The 23,607-nt window shown below is 36.7% G+C and carries 26 protein-coding genes; all 26 read right to left on the bottom strand.

Features of this window, described 5'->3' with window-relative positions; genetic code table 11:
• Nucleotides 1–49 precede the first annotated feature (49 nt).
• Nucleotides 50–1,105: a tyrosine recombinase XerS gene (xerS, locus tag ACNDLV_RS00980; protein ID WP_006586717.1), complete on the bottom strand. Its 1,056-nt coding sequence runs from the start codon at nt 1,103–1,105 to the stop codon at nt 50–52.
• A 1,025-nt stretch (nt 1,106–2,130) separates the two neighbouring features.
• Entirely contained in the window at nt 2,131–2,595 is a 465-nt protein-coding gene (locus ACNDLV_RS00975; protein WP_015995106.1) for a hypothetical protein, read from the bottom strand.
• An 81-nt stretch (nt 2,596–2,676) separates the two neighbouring features.
• Nucleotides 2,677–2,868: a hypothetical protein gene (locus ACNDLV_RS00970; RefSeq protein WP_015995105.1), complete on the bottom strand. Its 192-nt coding sequence runs from the start codon at nt 2,866–2,868 to the stop codon at nt 2,677–2,679.
• An 11-nt stretch (nt 2,869–2,879) separates the two neighbouring features.
• Nucleotides 2,880–3,311, bottom strand: a complete 432-nt coding sequence (locus tag ACNDLV_RS00965; protein WP_015995104.1) for a hypothetical protein — start codon at nt 3,309–3,311, stop codon at nt 2,880–2,882.
• A gap of 245 nt (nt 3,312–3,556) precedes the next feature.
• Nucleotides 3,557–3,781, bottom strand: coding sequence for a hypothetical protein (locus tag ACNDLV_RS00960; protein ID WP_015995103.1), 225 nt, complete (start codon nt 3,779–3,781; stop codon nt 3,557–3,559).
• A gap of 152 nt (nt 3,782–3,933) precedes the next feature.
• Nucleotides 3,934–4,083 carry a hypothetical protein gene (locus ACNDLV_RS00955; protein WP_155772335.1) on the bottom strand — a complete coding sequence of 50 codons (150 nt, stop codon included), beginning with the start codon at nt 4,081–4,083 and terminating at the stop codon, nt 3,934–3,936.
• A 189-nt stretch (nt 4,084–4,272) separates the two neighbouring features.
• Nucleotides 4,273–5,394 carry a GH25 family lysozyme gene (locus ACNDLV_RS00950; RefSeq protein ID WP_015995102.1) on the bottom strand — a complete coding sequence of 374 codons (1,122 nt, stop codon included), beginning with the start codon at nt 5,392–5,394 and terminating at the stop codon, nt 4,273–4,275.
• A gap of 15 nt (nt 5,395–5,409) precedes the next feature.
• Complete coding sequence (locus ACNDLV_RS00945; protein WP_015995101.1) at nt 5,410–5,802, bottom strand: phage holin, LLH family; 393 nt, start codon at nt 5,800–5,802, stop codon at nt 5,410–5,412.
• On the bottom strand, nt 5,792–5,977 hold the full coding sequence (locus tag ACNDLV_RS00940; protein WP_144772285.1) for a CD1375 family protein: 186 nt from the start codon (nt 5,975–5,977) through the stop codon (nt 5,792–5,794). The genes ACNDLV_RS00945 and ACNDLV_RS00940 overlap by 11 nt, the downstream gene beginning before the upstream one ends.
• Before the next feature lie 4 nt (nt 5,978–5,981).
• The gene (locus ACNDLV_RS00935) at nt 5,982–6,215 is read right to left on the bottom strand and encodes a hypothetical protein (protein WP_006588840.1); all 234 of its coding nucleotides are present in this window, start codon (nt 6,213–6,215) and stop codon (nt 5,982–5,984) included.
• An 18-nt stretch (nt 6,216–6,233) separates the two neighbouring features.
• Nucleotides 6,234–6,626, bottom strand: coding sequence for a hypothetical protein (locus ACNDLV_RS00930; RefSeq protein WP_006588841.1), 393 nt, complete (start codon nt 6,624–6,626; stop codon nt 6,234–6,236).
• Nucleotides 6,592–6,777, bottom strand: coding sequence for an XkdX family protein (locus tag ACNDLV_RS00925; protein ID WP_006588842.1), 186 nt, complete (start codon nt 6,775–6,777; stop codon nt 6,592–6,594). Before ACNDLV_RS00925 ends, ACNDLV_RS00930 begins: the two co-directional genes overlap by 35 nt.
• Entirely contained in the window at nt 6,777–7,241 is a 465-nt protein-coding gene (locus ACNDLV_RS00920) for a hypothetical protein (protein WP_006588843.1), read from the bottom strand. The genes ACNDLV_RS00925 and ACNDLV_RS00920 overlap by 1 nt, the downstream gene beginning before the upstream one ends.
• Before the next feature lie 23 nt (nt 7,242–7,264).
• The gene (locus ACNDLV_RS00915; RefSeq protein ID WP_048598118.1) at nt 7,265–9,178 is read right to left on the bottom strand and encodes a BppU family phage baseplate upper protein; all 1,914 of its coding nucleotides are present in this window, start codon (nt 9,176–9,178) and stop codon (nt 7,265–7,267) included.
• On the bottom strand, nt 9,132–9,350 hold the full coding sequence (locus ACNDLV_RS00910) for a hypothetical protein (RefSeq protein WP_225305995.1): 219 nt from the start codon (nt 9,348–9,350) through the stop codon (nt 9,132–9,134). The genes ACNDLV_RS00915 and ACNDLV_RS00910 overlap by 47 nt, the downstream gene beginning before the upstream one ends.
• Nucleotides 9,350–12,133: a phage tail spike protein gene (locus tag ACNDLV_RS00905; RefSeq protein WP_015995099.1), complete on the bottom strand. Its 2,784-nt coding sequence runs from the start codon at nt 12,131–12,133 to the stop codon at nt 9,350–9,352. Before ACNDLV_RS00905 ends, ACNDLV_RS00910 begins: the two co-directional genes overlap by 1 nt.
• On the bottom strand, nt 12,130–12,870 hold the full coding sequence (locus ACNDLV_RS00900) for a tail protein (RefSeq protein ID WP_048587921.1): 741 nt from the start codon (nt 12,868–12,870) through the stop codon (nt 12,130–12,132). The genes ACNDLV_RS00905 and ACNDLV_RS00900 overlap by 4 nt, the downstream gene beginning before the upstream one ends.
• A complete protein-coding gene (locus ACNDLV_RS00895) occupies nt 12,857–17,527 on the bottom strand; it encodes a tape measure protein (protein ID WP_498882881.1) in 4,671 nt (1,556 codons plus the stop codon). Before ACNDLV_RS00895 ends, ACNDLV_RS00900 begins: the two co-directional genes overlap by 14 nt.
• Nucleotides 17,528–17,700: 173 nt before the next feature.
• Nucleotides 17,701–18,279 carry a phage tail protein gene (locus tag ACNDLV_RS00890; protein ID WP_225305996.1) on the bottom strand — a complete coding sequence of 193 codons (579 nt, stop codon included), beginning with the start codon at nt 18,277–18,279 and terminating at the stop codon, nt 17,701–17,703.
• A 110-nt stretch (nt 18,280–18,389) separates the two neighbouring features.
• Nucleotides 18,390–18,992: a phage tail protein gene (locus tag ACNDLV_RS00885; RefSeq protein WP_167802861.1), complete on the bottom strand. Its 603-nt coding sequence runs from the start codon at nt 18,990–18,992 to the stop codon at nt 18,390–18,392.
• On the bottom strand, nt 18,992–19,381 hold the full coding sequence (locus ACNDLV_RS00880) for a DUF806 family protein (RefSeq protein WP_144798823.1): 390 nt from the start codon (nt 19,379–19,381) through the stop codon (nt 18,992–18,994). The genes ACNDLV_RS00885 and ACNDLV_RS00880 overlap by 1 nt, the downstream gene beginning before the upstream one ends.
• Nucleotides 19,368–19,826 carry an HK97-gp10 family putative phage morphogenesis protein gene (locus tag ACNDLV_RS00875; protein ID WP_144798821.1) on the bottom strand — a complete coding sequence of 153 codons (459 nt, stop codon included), beginning with the start codon at nt 19,824–19,826 and terminating at the stop codon, nt 19,368–19,370. The genes ACNDLV_RS00880 and ACNDLV_RS00875 overlap by 14 nt, the downstream gene beginning before the upstream one ends.
• Nucleotides 19,819–20,190, bottom strand: coding sequence for a phage head closure protein (locus ACNDLV_RS00870; protein WP_144798819.1), 372 nt, complete (start codon nt 20,188–20,190; stop codon nt 19,819–19,821). The genes ACNDLV_RS00875 and ACNDLV_RS00870 overlap by 8 nt, the downstream gene beginning before the upstream one ends.
• Nucleotides 20,174–20,473 carry a head-tail connector protein gene (locus ACNDLV_RS00865; RefSeq protein WP_144770897.1) on the bottom strand — a complete coding sequence of 100 codons (300 nt, stop codon included), beginning with the start codon at nt 20,471–20,473 and terminating at the stop codon, nt 20,174–20,176. The genes ACNDLV_RS00870 and ACNDLV_RS00865 overlap by 17 nt, the downstream gene beginning before the upstream one ends.
• Before the next feature lie 20 nt (nt 20,474–20,493).
• Nucleotides 20,494–22,341, bottom strand: a complete 1,848-nt coding sequence (locus ACNDLV_RS00860; protein ID WP_151143400.1) for a phage major capsid protein — start codon at nt 22,339–22,341, stop codon at nt 20,494–20,496.
• Between the two features lie 96 nt (nt 22,342–22,437).
• Nucleotides 22,438–23,607, bottom strand: coding sequence for a phage portal protein (locus ACNDLV_RS00855; RefSeq protein ID WP_151143403.1), 1,170 nt, complete (start codon nt 23,605–23,607; stop codon nt 22,438–22,440).

The raw sequence follows: 23,607 nt of genomic DNA, 5'->3' as shown, positions 1-23,607 counted from the left end.
ATAATAAAAGTTTTGAAAGAGGGCTCCCCTAGCAGAGTAGGAGAGGGGACTAGTTATCATGATTATCAGCTAATTGATCAAGGGCTTTTCTTTGTTCTTTTTGATCGACATGAGTATAAAGATCTGTAGCAGTAGTGCCTTTTTGTCCTAGCTGTTGAGCCACAAGAACTTGGTCTTTAGTAACTCCATACAGTTCACTAGCCAAAGTGTGCCGTAATTTGTGGGGAGTAAGGGGATGACCAAAAGCTTTAGAATACTTGCTGACTAATCTTTCGATACCATTCGGAGTAATTCGAGAAGTTTTTTTATGATAATAAGTTAAAAAGAAGGCTTTATCATTTTTTTCAGCATGATAGCGTTTAGTACGAACTTCAGCATAAGCTGAAATATATGGCAGAGTCCAACTAGCAACAGGAATAGAATCTTTTTGTCCACCTTTACGAGTTAAATCTAAAGTAGCTTCTTTTAAATTAAGGTCAGATATGTTAATTGAGGAGCATTCAGATACACGAACTCCAGTACCAAGAATTAAGGCAATTATTGCAATATCACGTTCTTTATTTAGTTTAAAACTCGCTAAAGCTTGCTTATTACAAAGGCTGGCATATTTATTAGATAAGAAGTCAAGAAATTCATATTTTAAATTTCCCGTATACATGTGAGATTCCAATACATGCGCCCGATAATTTAAGGTTTCTAAATTATTAAGAGATTGAATTTTCAGCATTATATTATGATCAAAATATGGCTTATCAGCGGTAATTGTTAAGAATGTAAACAATGAGCGTAAAGCGTTAATTGAGCGATTAACCGTTGTTGGAGAATTTAAGCGACCTTGCTGATTTTTGCTATGACGTAGAGCATCAATGTAAATCATCATATCACTACGAGTAAGTTGCTTTAAGTCGTTTATTGATATTTCAACATTAGAATTAGCAGGGGAAAGTGATTGATGGCGTAGCCAATCAAAGAAACGACGAATTTCGGTTAAATATTGATAGCTAGTAGTGAGAGAATGGTTAGTACTGAGGTTGTATTCACGAATAAATACAGGCAAATTATTTAATTCTTGATCAATTAATGTTAAATATTTTTTTGTTTCCAAGGCTAAAACTCCAAATTCATAAAAATTGTACTTTCGAGAGAGGTATTTTACTAGCTAGCATTAAAATTATAGTTTTAATGCTAAGTCTAATATATTAATAATAGCAATTTAAAGCTGGTAATACAAGATTAGGTATTATATGTAGCAGCAAATCTTCTGGTCCGCAAATAATTAAAGTATTAGATGTTTGTTTAATTGCATATCAAATTTTGAATGATATCTACCCAAATTTGATTATTGATTATCAGAATCAGCAATTAAAACTGAAAATGCCTTATTTAGATTTTGAATTATGTAATTAGATTTTTCTGCAACTTAGCTGGTTTGTACAAATAAGCAGTTGCTACTCATTTGTTGAAGCTTATTAGTTATTAACTAAAGCAATTGTTTTTGCTGTAGAATTGCGCTCTCAGCAATGATTATTTGGACGTTTATATATGCATAAAAGATTGTAGATGAATGACAATATATGCTATAAGTTAGCAATTCTAGTGATTAGCATAATTAGACGATCAATTAACTAACCGTTGGTTATTAAGGTGAATAATTAGAAAATAACTATAGTAAATCTAACATTGTTAACATCAACGTTAACATCAACTGCACCTGGAAGCATAATTAATAATACTTTTAATTATCAGTAGATAATGCTAAATATAATTACGAAGAAACTATTTTGTAGAACTCATTTTATAGATTATAAATAAAAGCTTTTTCTTAGAATAAAAAATAGAAAAAGCTTGAAATTAATGATTAATATTTTTGATAGCATATATATGCATATGGACTTAATTCAATCTAGTTGTTTTCTGAATGATGATTTTATATAACTTTACATAATATTGATTATACGAAGTTACATCTAAGAATGCTTATATATCAATGGTTTACGCCCTTGTGCCCTCCTAAAATTGTGCAAAAATTGTGCAGAATTTCAAAAAAAGTTTGTGAAAAAATAAAAAGGCACTAATTTTAGTGCCTTTTTCAGTTTGTGAAATTTTATATTTTACAAAAATATTTATTAATTATTCAGCGTCTTCAATGTCACTTTGTAATCTATGAATTGCTGAAACTAACTTTGAGTCTCCATCTGCAAGTTGTTCAAAACTGGTGAAATCAGTTAGCTCGAAGTAGCTGTTGATGTCTAATTCAAATGATGCTTTGTTGTAGTCAACGACTACTGGATCTTCGAAGTTCTTGAAGTAGTCAATTGCGTCTACAGTTTGCTTAACCACGTCGCTGTACTTGCTATCTTCGTCGATATCAATTGCTTTGTTCAAGTAATCAAAGTCTTCATAGATTGCTTCAACTTCTTCATCAAGATAAGCGTCTTGGTCTCTTTCTGAATATTTAACTTTTAGAGATGCCAAATCATTAATTGCATCAATTGTGTTGAAGGTAGACACATTAATGCCTTTACCTTCGTCATAATAATTGTAGATGTCGATTTTTTCGTTTTTTGATAATTCTAAAATTTGATTTGCTTTCATTGTTAAATCTCCTATCGGTTTTCTTTATCTTTCTCTTTTCAATTATTATTGTAGTACATGTACTACAATAATACAATACTTTTAGTACCTTTTTTTCAAATTTTCTTGAATTAATTCTGCTAATTCTTCCAACTCATCAACGGTAGCATATCTGTTAACAAATGTTTTCGCAGAACTCTTGTAACTACTGTGACGCTTTTTTTGTTTAAAATCTTCATCTTGAATATTTGTATCATAATATCTTTTAAACCTGTTGTTGTATGTTGAACTCATTTCTACTCCTTTTAACCGAAAAATTTGTTAATAAAAGTGTTGCTTTCTCCAACAAACATATCATTCTTTTCTTGTGCCTTAGCCATTTCAACCAAATCATCAAAACTCTTGATGTCGCCTTCTTCAGCAAATTCTTCAAAATCGCCAAATTCTTTAATATTGAAGAATTGACGGTTGAAGCTTACAACGATGTCTTCGTTCCATTGACCGTTGCCCCACAATTGCCAATTCTTGCCAAAAACAACGTGGTTACGATCAATAATCATTGCGAAGCCGTATCTAGTTTTGATAATGTTGTTCCAGGCAACTCTTACAACAACGTGGTTGTTGTCATCTGATACGTGCTTACCAGTAAATTTACTGTAGTTGTTTGAGTATGCTTTAAATTGGTCTTGTGTAAATCCTTTGAATTTGTAGTTTTTTTCGAAATCGTTCCAAGTCATGGTTGTTAAATTCCTTTCTTCTTTTCTTTCTCTTTTCAATTATTATTGTAGTACATGTACTACAATAATGCAAGTATTTTTTGCTTTTTTTCTTCAAAAATGTCATAATTTTTTGTGCGGTACTAGTGACCGCTTGATTTTACGTGGTTGTTAAATCAATTCAATACCGAACTCTTTCTCTTTTCAATGTTCGGTCAAAGGCTCACTTAGTGTGAGTCTTTTTTTATGCAAAATAAAAAAGAGTTTTATTTCAAACTCTTTTTATCTAAAAAAATTAACTCATCTAATAATTGACCTGGCGTTCTATTAGTTGCTAAAGCTACAGCTTTTAAAACTTTAACAGTTTGGCCATCCAATTTTTTTCCATCTTTCAAAGCACTGTTAATGGTTGTATACGGAATTCCTGAAGTTTTAGAAACTGAATATGCACTTACTTTATTTTTTTCGAGGAATATTTTTAAAATGTTCATCAATTTTTGCCTCCAGTTTTTTTAGTAAAACTTCTGTTTTTGCAAGACTATATATGAAATAAATCGCTAACAAAATAATAATAATATCTAAAATTGAATTAATTAAATTTAACATGATATAATACACAATGAGAGTACAGCAAAGTAAGGGCTTAGCCCTTATCTTGCTTGTCTTGTTTTTCCATTTCTTCAAGCTTTTTGAATTGCTTTTCGACTAACTTTTGTTGAAGGATTGATAGCCGAATTCCAAATCCAAAAAGAATGATTTGCAAGACATCTTTGATAAAATCAAGTACTCTCATTGTTTTTCTCCTTTCTTACTTGATAATTATATATTACTATATATCGTAGTATATGTCAATAGTTTTAGGAGAAAAAAGTTGAGTTTTTGCAACAAAAAAAGGCCGTAGGAACCTTAGTCCTACGGTCTTTTTCTCTGCTCAAAATAGTGAGTCTAACTTGATTTAACAAGTTAGCTCAACGTACTTAAATTATAGCACAATAACAGCCTTATCACCATCAACGTATTTGCCATCAGAACCACCACCGACAATCAAATACTTGTCTTGACGTCCAAATACTATCCAAGTGCTGCCTTTTGGTAAATGCTTAATTCCTGCTGCACCTGCTTTAGGTTCGTCTTGTGTGTAAGCATCATCAGCAACTATCTTACATTTAGCGTGTGCGTTGTCGTTTACTGCAAGTGGGTTAATCTTGGTTAAACCGTCTGCTTGGCTTGCCCATTGCGTATCAGTTCCGAGCCGAACAGCACCTTTCTTGGCTTCCCATACAACAAAGTCTCCATACTTACGAACCGCATCAGCTCCATTTTCTTGAGTCACAAATGCTAATTCTGAATTTGTGTATAAATTAATTCCACCTTCACGATTAATTCTAAACATACCTAATTGGTTCCATTTAACCTCTGGATGCCATGCCATTTCCTCGTCTACCTCCATTTCACTTGTTTCATTACTTGCTACTAACTTATTCCACGTTGTTTTATCTCCATAAAACACACTTACGTCAATATTCCCTGAATGCCCTGAAATGTGCCCAGTGCCAGTCCATTGATGAAGTGTGATAGTATTCCAGTATTTAGGACTGCCAATCATAACAGGATTTTGAAACCCGTATGTAGGTGCTGTCACATTATATTGAGCAACCCAAAGCGGATACTTCTTTGCTGCAAAGCTCCAATCTAGAGAGTTTTCTGTAGACAGTGCAATGTACAGCCCTAAAGGCTTGCCAGCCTTAGCACTGCCTTTTTCAAGAATTTCACGAGCTATTCTTGTTCCACTATGTCTGATAGGCTTTGGCCCATTTTCCGAAGTATAGTCTTCATAATCAACAAACAGCACTGCCTTATCCTTATAGCTCCCAATTGCATTGAAAAAGGCATTAACCTGAGCTGTCGTATCAGCTTCAGTAGCCCAGTGATACAAGCCTAAACACTTACCTTGAGCTAATGTCTGGTCAGCCCACGTCTTCCAGTAAGGATTAACAACTGATGTACCTTCCGTAACTTTAATTATTACGATATCAGCACCAGTTGCTGCAATGTTGATGTCATCTTGATAAGGACTAGCAATATCAATTGCATTTAAAACCATAAGCTACCTCTTTCCTTAAAGATGTAAATCGTCTAATCTATCGTCTTGCTTGGTTATGGTTACAGCAGGAACAGGAGCGCTCTTAATTTCAGAAGCCTTAACAGGTTCTGGTTGAGGGATGCTCTTTTTTTCTGCAACAGCTTTTTCAACAGCACCTTTTGCGCTCGCTTCTGTAATAGGAACTCCAACTTTCTTAGCTTGTTCAACAACTGCTTGAGTTGCATTAACTTGCTTCTGAGCATTGCTAATATCTTTAGTTGCTTGCAAGCTAACAGCCCATTCTGCAATGTCATCAACAATTTGAAACTTTTCGGCCATCTTAGGGTCTTTGACTTTTAAGTAGTCGAAAAAGCTCTTGATGATCCAGGCTACAATAATTAGCAATCCTAAATAGTCATTAATTTTCATTAGTAGCACCTCCTACAGCATTACCATTTGTTGCAATGGTTGGCAATTGACCTGTTGAGAAATAGTTAAGCCAGCGCTCAACTTCTGGTCTTAAAGTTTCAGGAACTTCAGCAATTGTCATTTTTTCGTCTTGAATTAACGTTACATAGTTCATTGTCATAATTGATGGTTTCATAATATTACTTCTTTCTTAATAATTTAATTTGATTTTTTAGTCGAACATTTTCACTCATAAGTTCAAGAATTTGTTTTCTCAAGCTATCATTTTCTTGTCGTGTACGTTCGTTTTCACGCTGTAAGATGTTTAAGTTATCTTTTAGTATGTCATGAGTACTTTTTTTACTTGCGAGAATATAAGTAAAAATACTTGGGGCTATCATACCTATTATCTGCATGAGTTGAGTGTATCGCATCACCTCACTTCCTACTTTCTATTTAGTATCAGAATGCCTTGCTACATACATAATGACAGCAATCAGTGCAACGTCTGTGATAACATTTGTAAAAATTCTTGGATAATGCATAAAAAATGCATGACCAAGTTCTACAAAAGCCAAAAGAGTCATAAATGCTGTCGCAAGTGTCAAAAATATTTGGTTTGTTTTTGGATTCTGCTCTTTACTAATACTCCATAAGACAATTCCGCAACCTAATGCTGTGCCAAAAAAGCCAACTGCATCATCATTAAGTATAGAACTCATATTTGGAGGCCAGAAAAAATAGCCCTTATTAAGCCACAATTCAAGACCGATAAGAGCTATAGCACCACCAATAATGATATGGAGTGTGTTAGTTTTGAGTCGCTGTTTGAGAAACTTCAACATAGTCATCTCCAGTCAGTGCTTTATATTGTTCTTTAGTGATTTGATGCAACTCTACAAAGGTTGCAACCTTTGCCTTGTCGTAAACCCCAACATTGTAGCAGTAGCTAACTGTTTTAAACATTAATAAATTAAATGTTTGATAAAAATTCATTAGTTTTGACCTCCTTCACTAGTAGTACTTGCACCTGGTATGAGTTTAGATGAAATTATTGACATCATTGAAGTTAGATTACCCATGTTGGCATTTAATCCATCAAGTGTCTTAGTGATTTGTGCGTTTTCTTTAGTATTTTCTTGGTTTTGAGTTTGAATTGTTGTAACTGACTTAGTTAGTGCTTGTACATCATCAGCAACTGCAGCAATCTTAGCATTAAGAGTTGCTGAGTCAACTTCTACCCACTTAATATTTGTCCAATCGAAAACTGGATTCTTAATTGAAGCATCAGGTGGAGTAACAATTATTGGATATAAATTATTTTCAATTTTTTGTTCAGTAATGAATGTTTGAAAAGTAATATCACCACCACGAGTAGCAGTGCTTATGTAATAGTGATACATCCCATCTGCTTGCTTAACATTTGTATCTTTAATTTCTGTTGTTTGTTCTTCAGCCATTTTATTGGCTCCTTTCTTTAAACTTATCTACCAGTATGGAAACTACCATCATCGTATATACCAAACTGACCACGACGTTTTCCAAATGGAGAGTACGATACATATTGGTCAGTACCGCCCCAATAATTTTGAATGTTACCTTCTTTAACAAGTAAGTTAGCTTTAATGACAACTTCTTTACTACCCACAGAAATTTTAGATAGTAAGTTAGCCATTTGGCCTTGTAAAACTGCAAGCTGTGTTTCAAGGCTTGAACATCTGCTTTCTAAAGTCTTACAACGTGTTTCAAGATTGTCACACCTCATCCTTAAGCTGAGTACTTCAGCCTTGTTAGAGTCACTTTCTTCTTTTAAATTATTGGTTTTATTGTCAATTTGAGACTTGTTGTAGTAATTAGTTAAATCACTTTTCCACGCAATATCTTCGGACCAGATAGGATAATTGCTATCATCATATGTTCCGCCTGAAATTCTTGCTTTTCGCTCTTTTGTGTTATTTGAAATCGATAGCACGCCTCGACCATTCCAAGCACCAAAAATTAAGCCTTGTGAATAATTGGCTAACCCAGGTTTTCCATCATCATTACCACTAAAATCAGAACGATAAACTGTTAATGTTTGTGCTTTATTAGGACTTCCCATCGCTGTAAAATCATCAATATTTTTCGTTGAATAAAACATTGGAGTACTTAAATTAACAATATTTTTGGTAGCATATTTAGTTGGCAACCAACTAATTAAACCCTTAATAATAGCACTATCTGCTAGCCAAGCATCCCCATAACTATAGGTCTTTTTATCAGAAGGTTCAGTATTATTGTTATAGTCATAAGTTTTAATAACTGTTTGCTTAGGCAAAGTAACGTTACCTGAAGCATCAGGCTGTTGACCTTGAACGGTCTTCACCTTAGCTGCATTTGCCACTTTATTATCAATAACTGCCTTAGTATAAGTATCAACTTGTACATTGCCATTAGCATCTGGAGTTACGCCATTTACTGATTTAACAAAAGAAGCCCAATTAATATCATGCAAATTATTTTGAAGTTGAGTTACTTTATCTTGAATAGCTGATACCAATTGGTTTAGATTTGGAATCTTGTTCTTATTCAAATTATCAATTACAGCTTGTAAGCTATTAATATTTGTTTGAATAGTTGCTAATTCTGATTTAGCAGTATTTCTAATCTGACTCCATTCATTTCCGATAGCTTTAAAATTACTATCAGCAGTAGATTGAATCGAACTTTGCTGATTATTAGCAGTGCTTTGAATTGATTTCTTTTGAGTATTCCATTCTCCGTTAATACGGTCTTTATCTTGATTCCACTCTGTATCAATTCTTTGCTTATCTTGGCTCCAACCATTATCACGATTTGCTTCAGCTTGTTTATAAGCATTAGCACGACCTTGTTCAGCTAGTTGATAGGCATTGCCTAATTCAGTAAGCTTCTGGTTCATTTGGTCTTGTGTGGTTTTTAACTGTTGTTTAAGTTGACCGTCTGCATTATCTACAAGAGTTTGCATTTGACTACGCAACTGATCCAATTGAGTGATGTAGTTAGTATTATAGATTGAAGCATTAGCTGCATCTTTTACTTTCAAATTGAAGTTTTGTGTTGAGTCAACTACTGTTCCTGAAGCGTCCGCAATTTCAAACCATGCTTCTCCTGTCGCTGCATAGCACTGACTATGAAGTGTGTAACTAATAGATCCATTTCTGGCATCTATTATTTGAACGTTGGTATCAACTACGTACTTATCTGAGTCTTTATGTTCGTTAAAAGTAACTTTTTTGTTAGTTAAGTCATAAGGACTATTATCTTCATTTATAAAAATAGCAGTAATCGTTAAGCCTTTTTCAGACTGCCTGATTACTGCATCTTGCAAGTTAGTTAACTTTTTGTTTGTGACCAGTGTTAGATTTTGTAGACTCATTATTATCGCCTCCTTTCAATTTATCTCTCATGTCTAACTCATGCTGCAAATCTTTTATTTTTTCTTCGTATTTAGCAAGAACAACCTGCTGTCTTAAAGAAATATTTTCAAGCCGAGTTATTTCAGCCATTGCAGCATTAAGTACATCATCGCTTGTAATATTTAAGTCCATTAAAGCACCCCGCATTTTTCCATAACTCGATAAAGTTGGGAACCATTTATAGTAGTTCCACCAACTTTTATACTATCTACAGTCATTGCCGACGCATTGCCTTCATCATCAGAAACAGAAAAGCCATATTCTCCCGATAAAACAGTATAGTAACGCTGATGGATATTTATGATACTATCAGCAGTTATTTGAGTACCTTTCAATATAACCCCTGTAATAGTTCCACCGCTTATACTTTCCGCAACAAGTCGACCTTGACTATCTATAGCAGTTCTTAGAGTACCATCAGCACCAGTATAGCCTAACCCATTTCCGTTAAAAGTCATGTACCCACCAGAAGCACTACTTGCACGCAATTCAGTCGGATTCTGCCAATTTGGATAGGCTGTAATAACACCTGAACCTCCACTAGTTATCCAACTTTGTACATCAGTTACTTGATTGTTAATAGCTTCAATTCGATCTTTAAGTTGGTCATAGTTATCATTAAGAACTTGACTTTCAATCTTTAAATCCTCACCAATTTTTAAAATCGATGCTTTTTGAGCATCACTTTGTAATTTCAATGCCTGATTCATTTGTCCAAACAAATGGTTAGATTTTTTCTCAACTGTTGCAAGTTGTTTAGTGGTCTCATGTTGCATTTGTCCAAGTAAATGTTCATAAGTTAGAGGTAACTGTCCTATAGTTACACTTATATTCTGACCAAGCAAAACATCGTAAGTTATGGAGTTAACCATTGCTTTGTCTAAGATATTAAGGTCATCTACTTGTATTCCAACATAATCATAAAGATCTACTTGTCTAAGCTGTGAAAATTCATCTTCAATGTTTGGATATTCAACCGTCAATGAGTAATTTGGTCTACCAATTCGATATTCTCGCATATACTGCTCTGCTACTGTCTTAAGCTTATCTTTATCATTTCCAACATTATAGCTAGATAGATCAACTGCTTGTACTCTTAAAGCTTCTTGACCAGTTGCGTATTGAGAAATTAAAACTGGAGGATCTAACATTAAGGTTTGAGTTTCAACTTGGGCATCAGCGTCATTAGCTCCACCGATTCCAACATCACTTGCAGAACTAAAATCAAAATAAGCTGCATCTACCCAACCACCAGAATCAAGTCTATAAAAAGTATGACCATTAGAATCAGATTGACCCGTTATCTTTACTTGATCTCCTGTAGTTAAGTATTTGCCAGAAGCATCAGTACCATCAGGAGAATTGTAAATTGCTATTTTTCCTGATGATTGGATAATTGCTTTTCTTGCCGTATCTTCATCAACTGCAACTGAACCACTTTGAGTGAAGTCAATATTGTCATCACCCTTAACCCAAAAATTAGGGGCTATTTCATACCAACTCGAACCATTATTTGCTTTAGATACACTGGTTATTTTATGGAAACTTCCTGCTGCTAATTTATCGCTTCTTAATGCTTCTCCAGATGGTCCATAGGCTGAAACAGCATTTGCAGTCTTGACGTGGAGAATTCCAGTTACTGGAGTTGTAACGTAATCACTAGATTTAGTTACAGAAAAGTACTCCTCAGGTATCCATTGATTGTCATTACCAATGCAGTACCATTTACGACCATACTCATCATAACCAATTTTCCAAATCTTATATTGAATACCGTTTTCAACGTACTGCTCCATTGGTCTGTGTCCAGTTAGTGGTGAAGACCATAGCCGAACTCTACCAAGCCCAGCATAAACAACAGTACCAACACCCCGATAATCTGAAACAATGCCTCGATTATTATCTGTATCAGAAGTAATCTTTATTGTTCCTTGGCCTGTTGTAGAGTTAATAACATAGTTGCCACTTTTATCGAACGTGAAAAAGTGTTCATCAATCCATTGACCATCACCAATCTTATACCAAGTATTGCCATTACATGTATTGTCTTCAGCTTTAGCAGTAACTTGATAATAAGCACCATTCTGAACGTGACCAACTACCTTATTACCTTTATTCGGGCTATCGTATACTTCTGCACCACCAGTTCCAAGATATTGAACTGTACCTTTTCCTTCCATAGCACTACCATCAACCAAAGTCGTATTTGGTGTGTAGCTAGCGTACGGCATAATTGCATTGTAAGTGGAGTCGGTCGTATGATCTTCAACCGCTGAAAGCATATTCCGACCATACTTGATAATTATTCCTGAGTCTTCCCCTGCATGCTTTAATAACGACCAGTGGTAATTATTAAATTTCCACTGACCGTTGTAGATTGCTTGTATGGTTTGAACAACTGTATCACCTGCCTGGTCATCCCCAAGAAAAATGCTATTAGCATTCTCCACTTCATTGAACTGCCAAGCAACATTAGCAACTTTCTGTATATCAGTAGAAAACTGATAATCTGCAAGATTTGAACCATACGCAAGTGAACCCATAACTGCTTTAAAAGTATCTTTAGGCGTAGCATTGGCAATTGAAATATTCTTATAAATTGGCATCATTGAGAGGTCACCAGCAATGTGATTAGCAGTAACTGAGATACTCATTGAACCAACGTCTTTTGAAACGTTTATGATACGAAACTTCTGGTTCTGTTCTTCAGAACTCTTACCCATAGCACAAACAATCACACGACCACTGACTAACTCGTCTGCAAGAGGAGCATCAGCCTTGTAACTCATTGTAAGGTGTGGAATTTGGTTAGCATTTCGCACAACTTGCATTGATGTTGCACCCGTAAGAACCCCAAGTCCCAAAGTATCAGTGCTATCACTTGCGACTGTATGTAAAGTTGCTTTAACTTTCATAACTTTCGCCTCCATTTTGCTTGATACTCGAACTTACTATATTTTCCTGAAAGGCTAATCTTATTTACTCCAGATGCTAACTCTGGAAAGTCATTATTTGGAAAAATAGCACAATTAGCACGGTTTTGTGTCTTACTCTTGTATACTAAGCAGTTCTCACTGTCGATATAGACTTCATCGTCAATATTTGTAAGCTTGTACTGCAATCCATTAACAGTTAGCGTAAAATCTCCACTACCAACAATGTGAAAGGTTGGCTGTGAGGAGTACCGTTCATGGTTAATGACCGTTTGTGGTACATCCCTCCAAAGTAAGCCATCATACTGCATTACAAATGGTTTCACTGTTAATGTGAAATTCACTTTAGCCAGTATGCTATTACTAATTGAGATGGTTGGTGGTTGTGCAACATAACCAATAAATCTATAAGGTTCTAGCATAGATAACTGCCATTCTTCGTACGAAGTTGGTTCTTTATCTTGAGGTTGAAGCCAGTCGCAGAACTCCATAAACCACTCTGTCCAATCTTTATAGCCTTTAGGAAACTCCACTAACATATTGATAGGTTGTTGTATGTTTCCATAATTTGTTGCATCCATTAAAAAATCACCGTTAACACCAGAAACTGATGTTGCGGTGATATTTCTTTTAGGTTGAACAATATTCAATGGATAAGTAATTCTTGCACCAAAGTCTTCAGAACTTCGGCCACGATAAACAAGCTTAACGTAATTCACTAATATTCAACCTCCTATTCAATACTGCAGTAGCTAAATCTTTTCTCATATATTTTGAAAGTCCATCAGCTACTTTCTTACCATCAAGATTAATTGTGTTTTCAATTGTTGCTTCTGATGTAGCCCAAATTGTTAATAAATTGGCAATGGTATCCAAAGTTTCTGAAATGTGGCTTAGACTTGTGCTGTCAGCAACTACTGAAGTGTCTGGGTGGTCTCTTGCAGCAAGAATTGCAGCAGTTTGACCGAGAAGTTGGTAACTTTTAGCGCTCTTCATTGCTGAAAGAGGGATTGCCATTTCAGGTCCTGCTTCTCCAAATATTGAAGGTGTAGTAGCAATCCCACCATCAGCATACCCGTGACCATGACCAATAACCGCTAACATTGAACTGCCATATCTACGTAAAGCGTATCTAATAGCTGCAAGCATATTATCAAAACCATTGAAGATATTTCCGTGACCTGGAAAAGCATTTGCTCTAAAAGTACCTGGCTTAGTTTGAAGCAGTCCAGTTGCGTGACCATCAGCCAATCCATCAGTACCACCAACTGCATTAGGATTACCACTAGACTCAGTTTGAATTTGACGGAGCCAAGCGTTCACATATGCACCTGTAGTTGGTAAGCCATTCATTTCAAGGGCTTTTTCAAGCGCTGAGCGCCAACGCTCAACACCAGAGCCAGGTGGATTTTGAATTTGGTCATCGACCTTCTTAAGCATTTCTTTCCATTTAGCTTGGAAACCTGCGACCATCTTATGAACTACATCTTCGCCAAATTTAACAAAGTTAGCATTGCCGTGAAGCAAGCCGCTGATTGCTGAATTTACTAGGTTAGTTAGAGCTTGTGCTGGATTCTTTAACCATTTTTCTGCAAGTTCAAACTTGTCTTTAATCCCAGTAAAGAAGCCAGAAACTGCATTAGAAGCAACATTTATAATGCCTGAAACCCAACCACCACTTGCGTAGTGTTCTAAGCCTGCTTGTTCCATCAAGCGCTTAGTTTCTCCAGCATTATAAATATAATCGCCTGGTTCAACAGGAATAATCTTGTCACGCTCGTCGTACATTTCGAGAGAACCATCACGACGTTGAACAAGTTCTCGATAGTTTTCAGACTTTTCATCGTTAATGACTGCTAGTCGTCCATGCTTCTTTTCAATTTGACCACCAGTTGCAACATGGTGTAATGATCCAAATGCATTTTTACCTGTAAAGAATTTCCAAGCTGAATTAATACCGCCAACCATACCGTTAACAATATCAATTACACCATTAACGCCAGAACGTGCAGAGTTCTTAATAGTTCCCCAAACGTCTTTGAAAAAGTTAGAAATTGAATTCCAAACACTAGTCCAAGTATTCTTAATACTATTGAGTACCGATTCGGTAGTTTTAGCAATTCCAGAAACAGTAGTGTTGTGACTATTCTTTAAATTATCCCATTGCTTCCCAGCATTTGAAGAAATCTCGTTCCACTTGCTTTGCCAATCACTAGCCATTGACTTCAACCCATCTCCAGCAGTTTGAAGCATAGACTTAAAGAGGTTGTTGTGATTGTCTTTCATGTGTTTGCTAAAGTCACTAGAGCCTTTTTGGACATCGTTAAAGAAATTCTTGAAATTTTCCGATGAAACTGTCACAAACTTCTTAACGTAGTCTTTCAAGCTACTAGTCAGTGCAGAACCTGTCTTCTTTAGAGCATTCGCTCCAGATTTATGTTGTGCTTTTACTTTATTCCAGTAGCTTTTCCAAGCATTTGAAGCTTTTTTTGAGAAATTGGTTACACCTTTATGAAGTGCTGTAGTACCTTTATTCCACAAAGATTTGGTCTTAGCCCAACCAGATTTAGCTTTGTTGCCTACAGTCTTCCAGTAAGAGTCCCAACCTTTCTTGGCTTTTTTTGTAAAATTACTCCAGCCTTTATTAAGCTTTTGAGTGCCTCTAGACCATGACTTTTGTAAAGATTTCCATGATTTGTCAGTATTCTTTCCGACTTTCTTCCAGAAACTTGACCAGCTCTTTTGGATATCTTTAGAGCCTTTAGAGATTGCCTTCTTAAATTTAGGCATATTCTTGTTTAAGTAATTGGTTGCGTCTTTTCCGAAGAAGACATCAGAGATAATGTTACCCCATTTTTTCTTCTTGATATCATCAGCAACACCTTTCATATTAGTGTTAATATGATGACCAACTTTCTTAGCCATATTGGCAAAGAAATCAAAAGATTGGTGAGCGCCAAATCCTAACCATTGAACGAAGTTCTTAGGCTTGTTTTTCTTGCCTTCAGCTTGCCAGCCTTTGGTAAATTCGTTAACACCTTGACCACCCCATTTACCAATTTGACCACCTATTGCACTACCTAATGCTGCACCTGCAGGACCATCAAACCAAAGTCCAATACCGCCACCGATACCAGCACCAATACCTTTACCGATGTCAGCAGAACGTTTATCAGCATTGTGAATATCTTTAGTAAGACCTTCGAAAATAGAGGAACCAGCGTCTAGTGCAACACCTGCACCTGCTATACCAGTAGTGATCTTCCCTGCAGTAGATAGACCACCAAATCCAGCACTTATTTTGCCAAACCCAGTAGCACCTTTACCGCCAGCACTTCGCATTGATTGGAAAGCACCACCAGCAGTCTTTCCATTAATAAGGTCTTTAGTAGCCGTGCCTAACTGCTTCAAACTGGAAATAGGTTTATCAACAGCTCCAGGTAAACCTTTAACCCATTTGTAAGTATCATGGATAGCAGAACCTACACCATAAATACCACGAGCAACAGCAGTTAAGCCCTTAATTGCTGCAATTGCAACAATTGCTTTGGCAATCATCTTAATTGCGCCTTTATTCTTAGCCAAGCCATCTAAAGCACCTCTGATTTGTTTCAAAGGGTCCTTAGATTTAGCAGCATTCTTTGACGTAAGACCGAAAGCATCTGCAATTGTTGAGACTACGCTAGCAAAGGTTTTCCACAAATCCTTACCAAGCGTAACAGCAATCTCAACAACATCACTAGCCATTGCAGAAATGTCTTTTTCATGCTTACCAATGTATTCAAGTATTTTAGTACCCCAAACAGCGACTTGAGCAATAGCTTTTCCTAAATCCTTAGCACCTTGTTGCAATGCTGGACTAGCCATTAATTTGGAAAGTTGTTGAACTGCCTTATTTTGAGTATCAAAAAGTGGTGCAGCAATTTGCTTTTGTAAATCTTGCCAGCGTGCCTGCATTTGCTTCATTGCACCAGCTTGGGTTTTGCCAAAATTGCTGTAGGCTTTACCACCATCTTCACCAACTTTTTCAAGAAGTTGCTTGAATTGTTTCGTGGATAATTTTCCACTATCAATCATTTGAGCAAAGGCTGATTCAGACACCCCTGCCGCTTTGGCCATTGCAGCACCTAAACCTGGAGCTTGCTTAGACATACGGTTCCATTGACTCGAGGTTACTTTGGAACCAGTCATTACACGCGCCATAGCTTGTGAGAAGCCAAGCATTTGCTCATTGGTCATCTTGGTATTGTCACCAATTACACCAACAGCACGTGATAGCTTCATTGCTTCTTCCGTATTACCATTTGTGGCACGGTTCATTGTCATTTGAAGTTGAGTGGCTGATTCACCAGTTAAATTGGTGTTAGCCTTCAACTCTTTCATCTGGTTAACTAATTCTTCTGTTTCCTTAGAAGATTTACCAAATCCTGACCATTGAGCCTTGATCTTTGCTCCAGCTTTTGAAACCTCAATCCCTGTTGAGATGATGCCTTTCAATCCACTTTCAACAGAGCTGAAAGCATTAGATGCTAGGTTCCCAAGAAAAGCACCAGAAAATACCCTCTTGAAGATGCCTTGCGACTTTTCGCCCTCTTTGTTAACTCCTGCAAGCTTGGACTTCATCTTATCAAAGACTGAAGGGTTAGCTTTTCTAATTTCAGAGTCAAGCTCAGACATCTTAGTCTTAGTTTTAGCTAAACTGGTTGCAGTTTCGTCAACACGTTGCTTCTGAATTCGATATTTATCGCTAGCCTTACCAGCAGAATTCTCTATCTTTTCAAGTTCCTTAACTTGAACATCGTAGATCTTGTTCAACTGTTCGTAAGTAGACTTTAAACTTGAAAGCTTCGCCTTATTAGCTTCTGTGGCCTTTCCTTCTGCTTCCAGTCTGTCAATGTAAGCTTTTGAGGAACTGGATATCTTACGAAGTTCTGATTGAGCATCAGCTAAGCCAGATTTGTAATACTCTACCGAGTTCTTAGCTTTTTCTTGCTGATTACTTAAAGAGTTAAGCTTACTTGTTGCAGAAGCAATTTGACGCTCGGTTTTAGTGATTTGGTCTTGGTAACTAGAAAAAGCATTCTTTCCAGCTTCAGTACTTCTATCTACTTCGCCTTGTGCCTTTTTCAATTCTGATTGTTGGGCTTTCAAGCGCTCAATTACTTGCTTTTGCTTTTCAAGTGCATCAGAAACGCCTTTAAATTTAGCTTCTGCAGCACCTAGCTTGTCTCCTGCTTGTTTTAACTCAATAGCTTGAGTTTTCCAAGCACTTGAAACTTGAGTGATTTCATTTTTTAAATCTTTCAAGCTAGTGACGGCACTAGTATTTTCCATACCGACACGATAGCTGAATTTTCCTTCTGGTGTACTACCCATGTTTTGCCGCCTTTCCTAATGCTAGTTGCTTGGCAATAAATTCTGCTGCTGAAATTCTATTTTCAGGAGGTACAGCATTCATTACCTTATTCCATTCGAAAATATCTGTATTCTGGATTTGCTCAAGTGATAAGTGACCATTAATAATAGCTGACTTTTCGCTGTAATGTAAATCATCGAGAGAGCTTTGCAGATAACTTATCTTTTGATCGATTGGTACTTTTTAAATCAGCCTCATTAGGCTCAATATCCTCCGTTCCAAGGATTTTGTGACAGAGCAAAGTAGCTGTGTCTTGCAAGTCATCAACATCAGCTTCTTCAAGCTTTTTCTTTTCGCTTGCTTTTAATCCTAGAACTTGAGTAATAAATTCAGCAGCATATTGAACTGGTGCAATTTTTGCCTTACGTTCGTTTTCTGCTTGAATCATTTGAATAGTAAGCCCTAAAATTTGTGCACGTTGTTCTAAGCTAATATCCAAATCTTCTAGCATTTCCTTTGAAACATCTAAATGAGTGTTGTACTTCTTTTCAATTCGTTCAAAGGTTTTTAAATCTTCTGCCTTTTCACCTGAAAGTGAAGTTAAGATACCAGCATCCCTCACAAGTTCAATCTCTTTATTTTTCCCATCATTAAAAGCTTCCAAATTCTTCTTTTGAAATTCAGTAGCACTTTCAACATTAGAAAATGATTGAGATAGTTGATACTCTTTCTTCAAGCCAATCTTTGAAGCATCAAAATCAAATTTAGCCATAATATCCTTTCTATTCCTCCAACCCACCCTGCACATCTATCGATGTTACTTATGACTGCTGTTCTGTTTGTTCTGCAGGACTAGCAGTTACTGAATTAGTTTGTTGCCCATTAGTTACTCGCAGTAGCAGTATAGCCTTGGAAAATGTGAGTAAGCATAGCTTCTTCTGTGAAGCCTTCTTCGCCTGATGAGAAGAATTGGTAAAGTAAGTCATCTGCTGGTCTTGCTTGTGCAGCAAATTGGAACACGTCGTGTACTAACACTTCGTTTTGGTTGTTAGTTTGCCAGTTCATACCACCAGATTGAGTAACTGTGCCAAATGGAAATGCCCAGTAGAACTTGTTTTCTCCTGAATGAGTAACACCAATGATTGCAGCATTAACAAGCTTATTACGCTTAACGGCATAACCCTTATTAGTATCATCATGATCAGCACCTAAAAGAGCTGCAGTAATTTTAATTGGTAAGTCATTAGCACCAAAAGTAGCAGTAGGTGCAGCAACACCAACGGAACTTTCAGTTCTTAAGTCAGAACCGTAGATTGCTTGTGCTGCTGGAGAAATATTTTGAATATGAAATTGCGTAGCACCTTTTGAAGTACCTGCGTTTGCGTAAAAGAGGCCATTCTTGTTGAAGGCCTTGTTGTCAGTCTTAATCTTGCCTGTATCATCTGTTAAAGCAATGATGAAGCTGTCAAAACCTGTGATTTGCATTAGAAATCATTCCTTTCTGTTCTGTCTAAGTAGTAAATCTTCACAAGTTGCTCTGTAGTAGGGTCAACTGTGTGAGCTCTTGAGAGCCTAATTCGCCACTTTTTTGCTAAAAAAATAGACTCAATCTGTCGTTCTATTGTGTCTATATCTACGTCTTCTTTAGTTGAGAAAAAAATTTGAAGCTCAACTGACTGATTACGGTCTTGAAACTTATCAGAACCATAATTAGTTAAGTCCTCTGTAACTTCGGTTAGTAAAACAGTAGTGCTGTCACTAGCGTCCTGTGTTTCTGGAGGTACACGGTATAAGCAAATGTTGTCAATTCCGTTAATGCTTGCTTCTCTCAGCACTTCGCCTGCTTCAACTACTGGTAGTCTAGTCGTGCTCATTGTTTAAAACCTCCGACAACTTAGAACTCATAGCATCAGCAATCTTCCCTGCTGCTTTCTGTTGAGCTCGTTGAACAAAGTGTAGGTTAGCCATTTGTTTGGTAGACATCTTCATGACCCCATCGTTTACCCAACCTAAAAGAGCTATATCATCGTCCTTATTCCAGCCAACATCAGTGTCTCCTGTTTTGGCATTGTCGATGGTATAGCCCTCTTTATAAGTAATCCCTTCACGTAAGTGATGGTCGTGTAAGCCATTCTTACCTGCACCAATTTTTCTAGCCTTGCCATAGTCTAAATCTGAAACTGGTGTTTCATCTTTTAAGACTTCTGCATAAGCTTTAGCACCTGCACCAGTAACTTTGGCTTTCTGCTCTGCCGTAAGATTAACTTTCGAAGCAACTTGCTTGTAAAAGTCGTTCAAAACATCGTCTAAATCATTCATGACCTGCACCTCGTTTGCTTTCTTTAATTGTGATCAAATCGTAGGTCACATATGAGTCTTCATCTAATGAAACATCGAGAATATCATACGTAACTCCGCTGATTTGAACACAAGTGCATGATTGTAACTTATGAGAGTTCTCCTTTCCGTGTTGGATCTTGATAACTCTTGAATTTTCAAACGAAGTACCAATCAGCTCGTATTTCTGTGATCTAGTCTGTTTTACATTTGAAAAATGGACTTTGAAAGCAGGTTTGAACACTCGATTGGTCATTCCTGACAACGCTTGTGAAGTTCCATAGCTTCCAAATGTGCAAGTCTTTTGCATTAAGTAAGGCTGTACAGCATTAACGTAACCAACCATTTGAACCAACCTTTCCTTTGAGATGTGATAGCATCATCCGCAAGCCAATCGATGTACCATTTGCAAGGGTTCGGTCGTAGAACATTTGAGTTGCTAAAGTCTTAACGGCTCGAACAAACATCCCATCTTGAAGCATTTCATTAGTATCGGCTTTAGAATCAACTGAATCTTTGACAAACGATAGACTATCCTCAACCAAAGTGTTCAAGGTGGATTGATTTTCTTCGGTATCATCTAAATTGAGTTCTTGCAATAGTTGAGTCTTTAACTCATCTAGTGTCATAACCTATCACACCTTTCTAGCTATTTACCTGGAGTACTTGCAGCTTGAGTTACTGTCTTGTTGCCAGTGTACCAGTTGATTAAATCGCCACGGTATTGTTGGTAATCTGCTCGCATGTAAATACCAAGAATTCTGAAGAATTCATCGTATGTATCAATGAATTTACCAGTAACTTCGTTTTGCATAAACTTAATTGCTGCCTTTTGAAGAGGAGTGATAATCATGTTAACGTCACCGTCTTTGGCATTAGGGAACAAAGTATCGTCAATAATCACAACTGATTTACCTTTGATGAAACCGTCAGTGGCCTTAGTTACATCGGGTTGAATTAATGGACGGCCCATGGTGTCCTTCATGCTATCTAAGTAATAGAAGGCTGCTTGTGAAAGCACAATGTTTGATTGCTTAGAATCATTTGGCTTAAGCTTCTTATCAATTGCTTCAGTAATCGAGGCTAATAGGTCACCAGTTGTTGAAGCTGTAATGTTGTTAGTTAACACTTTCATGATTTCGTCATCGTCGGTGTTGTCTTTAAGATCCACACATCTTTGAGCAAGTTCTGCTTCCCAGTTGTAGTCTGAATCGTTCAATAATTCGATTGAGTATGGATACTTCTTTGAAAATGATTTTAAGTCCCACAAAATTTGTTTAATTTGAGGGGCTGTACCAGTTTCAGATGGTACAAATTCGCCAGTTCGCTTAGTCAACTTACCAGTTTCTTCTGAAAAGTATGGTAACTTTCCAGTTGTGTGTTTTACAGAAATGGTTCTAATCATGTTTCCCAAACGTGCAAATTGGTGTTGATCATGTTCTGCAGCAAGGATATCTTGTGGAATTAATACTTGCCCAGTTGAAAGACCAATACCACCTTCAGTAGCATCACGCTTAACTTCCCCAGTTTTTAAGTAATGCAAAAAGTCCCGTTTGTTTTCAGCAACGGGACTATCAGTTTTTTGATTTAAGATTTTTGGCATCTTCATGCCTCCTTTATTGTCTCTAGTTTCTTGTTCAGGATTTGCATCCCTCTTTTGGCTTTTTCTGGTTGTTTGTTTAACAGCATTCTTGTCTTTGTCTTCTTCGTCTGAGTCTGTTGATGAGTCATCGCTGTCGTCCGATGAGTCGTCTTCATCGTCACGTTTAGCTTGTTTGCTAAGAATTCCAGCAACTCGCTTAGCTAAATCATCAATGTCAATGTCAGGCTTCTTCTCATCTTTCTTTGAAGAATCATCACGTGTTTCTTCCTTAGAATTTTCATCAGTTGAATTAGGTTCTTGAATTCCAGATTCTTTGTCTTTTAAGTCTTTTACTTCTTGTGGCATCTCTGTGCCTCCTTTTTCTAAAAATTGCTTGAGTGAACGTTCAACATTTGCACTAGTTTGCTGATACGCTGGAATTGGAGTGAGTGAGATTTCATTTAGTTGTGAAATCTCGTTAATTTGGTGAATGGTTTGACCTGAGTCATCACGAGACCAATCATCGTCACCGATGTTGAAGCCAATAGAACAGCCTTTGATATTCCCTGCTTTAATGTCAGCGAGTGTGTCATTTCCTAAAGTTGTGTTTGGCATTGTTGCTTCAAAGTACAGTCCTTTGTCATCGACTCTTACACTCAAAGTTCCGCTATCGACTCTGGCTAAGATTTGGTCAAAGTCATGTGATCTAAGCAGCATCACACTTGATAAATCCAAGCCATCTAATGCTTCAGGCTTGATGTATTCGATGAAAGGCATAGGAACGCTTGGTTGATTGAACAGCATTCCGTAACCTGTAATCTTGTGTGAGCCATTCTCAGCATCTCGAGTTGTCAAACTAGCCAGTTGCAAATTGATTGAGCGAACGTCGCATTTGAAATCATTGCTTTTTGGCATTTTTTGTCACCTCCTTTCAAATTTGGGTACAAAAAAAGCTCAAAAAAGCGCTTTTTTTTCGTTTTTGAGCTCATTTTTTTGATATAAATTAAAATTTTAGTCGTTTTTGTCGTTTATATTTTTGGTGTTGTCTAAAAGATTAGTACCTTCATCAAGGTCTAATTCAGGGAAAACACCTCTATTTTTTAGTAATTTTTGGGCTTGAATAGGTGCTAAAACACCTGCAGAAGCTAATTTTTGGACATTGTTTATTAATTCACTGTTGTCACTGTCAATTGCACTAGCAATATCAAGCTTCACATCTGTTCCAAGCTTCTGACTTAGCTCGCTTTCAATAGGCTTAATGTAAATTGATAGAGAACTTTGATAGAATGCTCTAATCATTGTGATATTAGACTGAGCGTCTTGTTTTCCTGAAAGATAATCTGCAGGAATTCCAAATGCTTTGGCAATTTGGTCTTGTGAAAATGACACATTTTGCAGAAATTCTGTAACATTTGGAGAAATATTAGTCGTTTCAACGTCTGCACTTTGGTCAAGTACAACTGCACGACCAGCATTTTCACCAGTCGTTTGCTCTTCAAAAGATTGTCTGGTATTTTCCTTTGCTTCTTTACCCAAAGTTGCATTTGGAACTTTAATAAAGATACTTGGCTTGATTGCATGTCTTAGTGTTGAAATAGCTAACTTACTAGATAGGTCTTGAACTTCAATCTCATTGAGCAAGCTATCGATTGGAGGAATACCCATATACTGAGTATCGCTTTCGCCTGAAACAGTGCATCTGAAATGAATCACTTCACTTGAGTCGTATAAGAAATCACCAGAACGTTTTGAGTCGTCAAAGTGAATGGTGTAAGTTAGGTCTTTGCCATAATCGTCTAATGCAACTGTTACTTTTTCGTTTGGCACGGGTTCAATTCGTATTGGATATCCATTTGCATCACGGTCAATAATTGCAAAAGCATTGCCAGTAAGCATCATTTGAACAATCATAGCCTGCCAAACACTAAAACCACTCATTAAATTGCCAAGAGGAGCATTCAATACATCAGTAATTGGTTGAGCATTTGTCACAAATCGACAGCCTGCTATATCACTTGAAACTCGTGAAATAACTGCGTAAACGTCTGAATTCTTTAAGGCAATTGCGCTTGTAATTGCTTTCGGCTTAATTGAAACAGGCTGACCCTGATTAAGTATCCAGACAGGTGAACTGCCAGACAGCATTTTTTGCCGTTTAAATAAATTCGATAAAAAAGCCAT

Source organism: Lactobacillus fornicalis (assembly GCF_055362665.1).
Note: the sequence above shows the minus strand (reverse complement) of the source record. Positions and strands in the feature narration are given on the sequence as shown.

Excerpts from the sequence above, each read along its gene's own strand:
- ACNDLV_RS00975 (WP_015995106.1), bottom strand. The coding sequence starts at position 2,595 with ATGAAAGCAAATCAAATTTTAGAATTATCAAAAAACGAAAAAATCGAC.
- ACNDLV_RS00970 (WP_015995105.1), bottom strand. The coding sequence starts at position 2,868 with ATGAGTTCAACATACAACAACAGGTTTAAAAGATATTATGATACAAAT.
- ACNDLV_RS00965 (WP_015995104.1), bottom strand. The coding sequence starts at position 3,311 with ATGACTTGGAACGATTTCGAAAAAAACTACAAATTCAAAGGATTTACA.
- ACNDLV_RS00960 (WP_015995103.1), bottom strand. The coding sequence starts at position 3,781 with ATGAACATTTTAAAAATATTCCTCGAAAAAAATAAAGTAAGTGCATAT.
- ACNDLV_RS00955 (WP_155772335.1), bottom strand. The coding sequence starts at position 4,083 with ATGAGAGTACTTGATTTTATCAAAGATGTCTTGCAAATCATTCTTTTT.
- ACNDLV_RS00950 (WP_015995102.1), bottom strand. The coding sequence starts at position 5,394 with ATGGTTTTAAATGCAATTGATATTGCTAGTCCTTATCAAGATGACATC.
- ACNDLV_RS00945 (WP_015995101.1), bottom strand. The coding sequence starts at position 5,802 with ATGAAAATTAATGACTATTTAGGATTGCTAATTATTGTAGCCTGGATC.
- ACNDLV_RS00940 (WP_144772285.1), bottom strand. The coding sequence starts at position 5,977 with ATGAAACCATCAATTATGACAATGAACTATGTAACGTTAATTCAAGAC.
- ACNDLV_RS00935 (WP_006588840.1), bottom strand. The coding sequence starts at position 6,215 with ATGCGATACACTCAACTCATGCAGATAATAGGTATGATAGCCCCAAGT.
- ACNDLV_RS00930 (WP_006588841.1), bottom strand. The coding sequence starts at position 6,626 with ATGTTGAAGTTTCTCAAACAGCGACTCAAAACTAACACACTCCATATC.
- ACNDLV_RS00925 (WP_006588842.1), bottom strand. The coding sequence starts at position 6,777 with ATGAATTTTTATCAAACATTTAATTTATTAATGTTTAAAACAGTTAGC.
- ACNDLV_RS00920 (WP_006588843.1), bottom strand. The coding sequence starts at position 7,241 with ATGGCTGAAGAACAAACAACAGAAATTAAAGATACAAATGTTAAGCAA.
- ACNDLV_RS00915 (WP_048598118.1), bottom strand. The coding sequence starts at position 9,178 with ATGAGTCTACAAAATCTAACACTGGTCACAAACAAAAAGTTAACTAAC.
- ACNDLV_RS00910 (WP_225305995.1), bottom strand. The coding sequence starts at position 9,350 with ATGGACTTAAATATTACAAGCGATGATGTACTTAATGCTGCAATGGCT.
- ACNDLV_RS00905 (WP_015995099.1), bottom strand. The coding sequence starts at position 12,133 with ATGAAAGTTAAAGCAACTTTACATACAGTCGCAAGTGATAGCACTGAT.
- ACNDLV_RS00895 (WP_498882881.1), bottom strand. The coding sequence starts at position 17,527 with ATGGGTAGTACACCAGAAGGAAAATTCAGCTATCGTGTCGGTATGGAA.
- ACNDLV_RS00890 (WP_225305996.1), bottom strand. The coding sequence starts at position 18,279 with ATGGCTAAATTTGATTTTGATGCTTCAAAGATTGGCTTGAAGAAAGAG.
- ACNDLV_RS00885 (WP_167802861.1), bottom strand. The coding sequence starts at position 18,992 with ATGCAAATCACAGGTTTTGACAGCTTCATCATTGCTTTAACAGATGAT.
- ACNDLV_RS00880 (WP_144798823.1), bottom strand. The coding sequence starts at position 19,381 with ATGAGCACGACTAGACTACCAGTAGTTGAAGCAGGCGAAGTGCTGAGA.
- ACNDLV_RS00875 (WP_144798821.1), bottom strand. The coding sequence starts at position 19,826 with ATGAATGATTTAGACGATGTTTTGAACGACTTTTACAAGCAAGTTGCT.
- ACNDLV_RS00870 (WP_144798819.1), bottom strand. The coding sequence starts at position 20,190 with ATGGTTGGTTACGTTAATGCTGTACAGCCTTACTTAATGCAAAAGACT.
- ACNDLV_RS00865 (WP_144770897.1), bottom strand. The coding sequence starts at position 20,473 with ATGACACTAGATGAGTTAAAGACTCAACTATTGCAAGAACTCAATTTA.
- ACNDLV_RS00860 (WP_151143400.1), bottom strand. The coding sequence starts at position 22,341 with ATGCCAAAAAGCAATGATTTCAAATGCGACGTTCGCTCAATCAATTTG.
- ACNDLV_RS00855 (WP_151143403.1), bottom strand. The coding sequence starts at position 23,607 with ATGGCTTTTTTATCGAATTTATTTAAACGGCAAAAAATGCTGTCTGGC.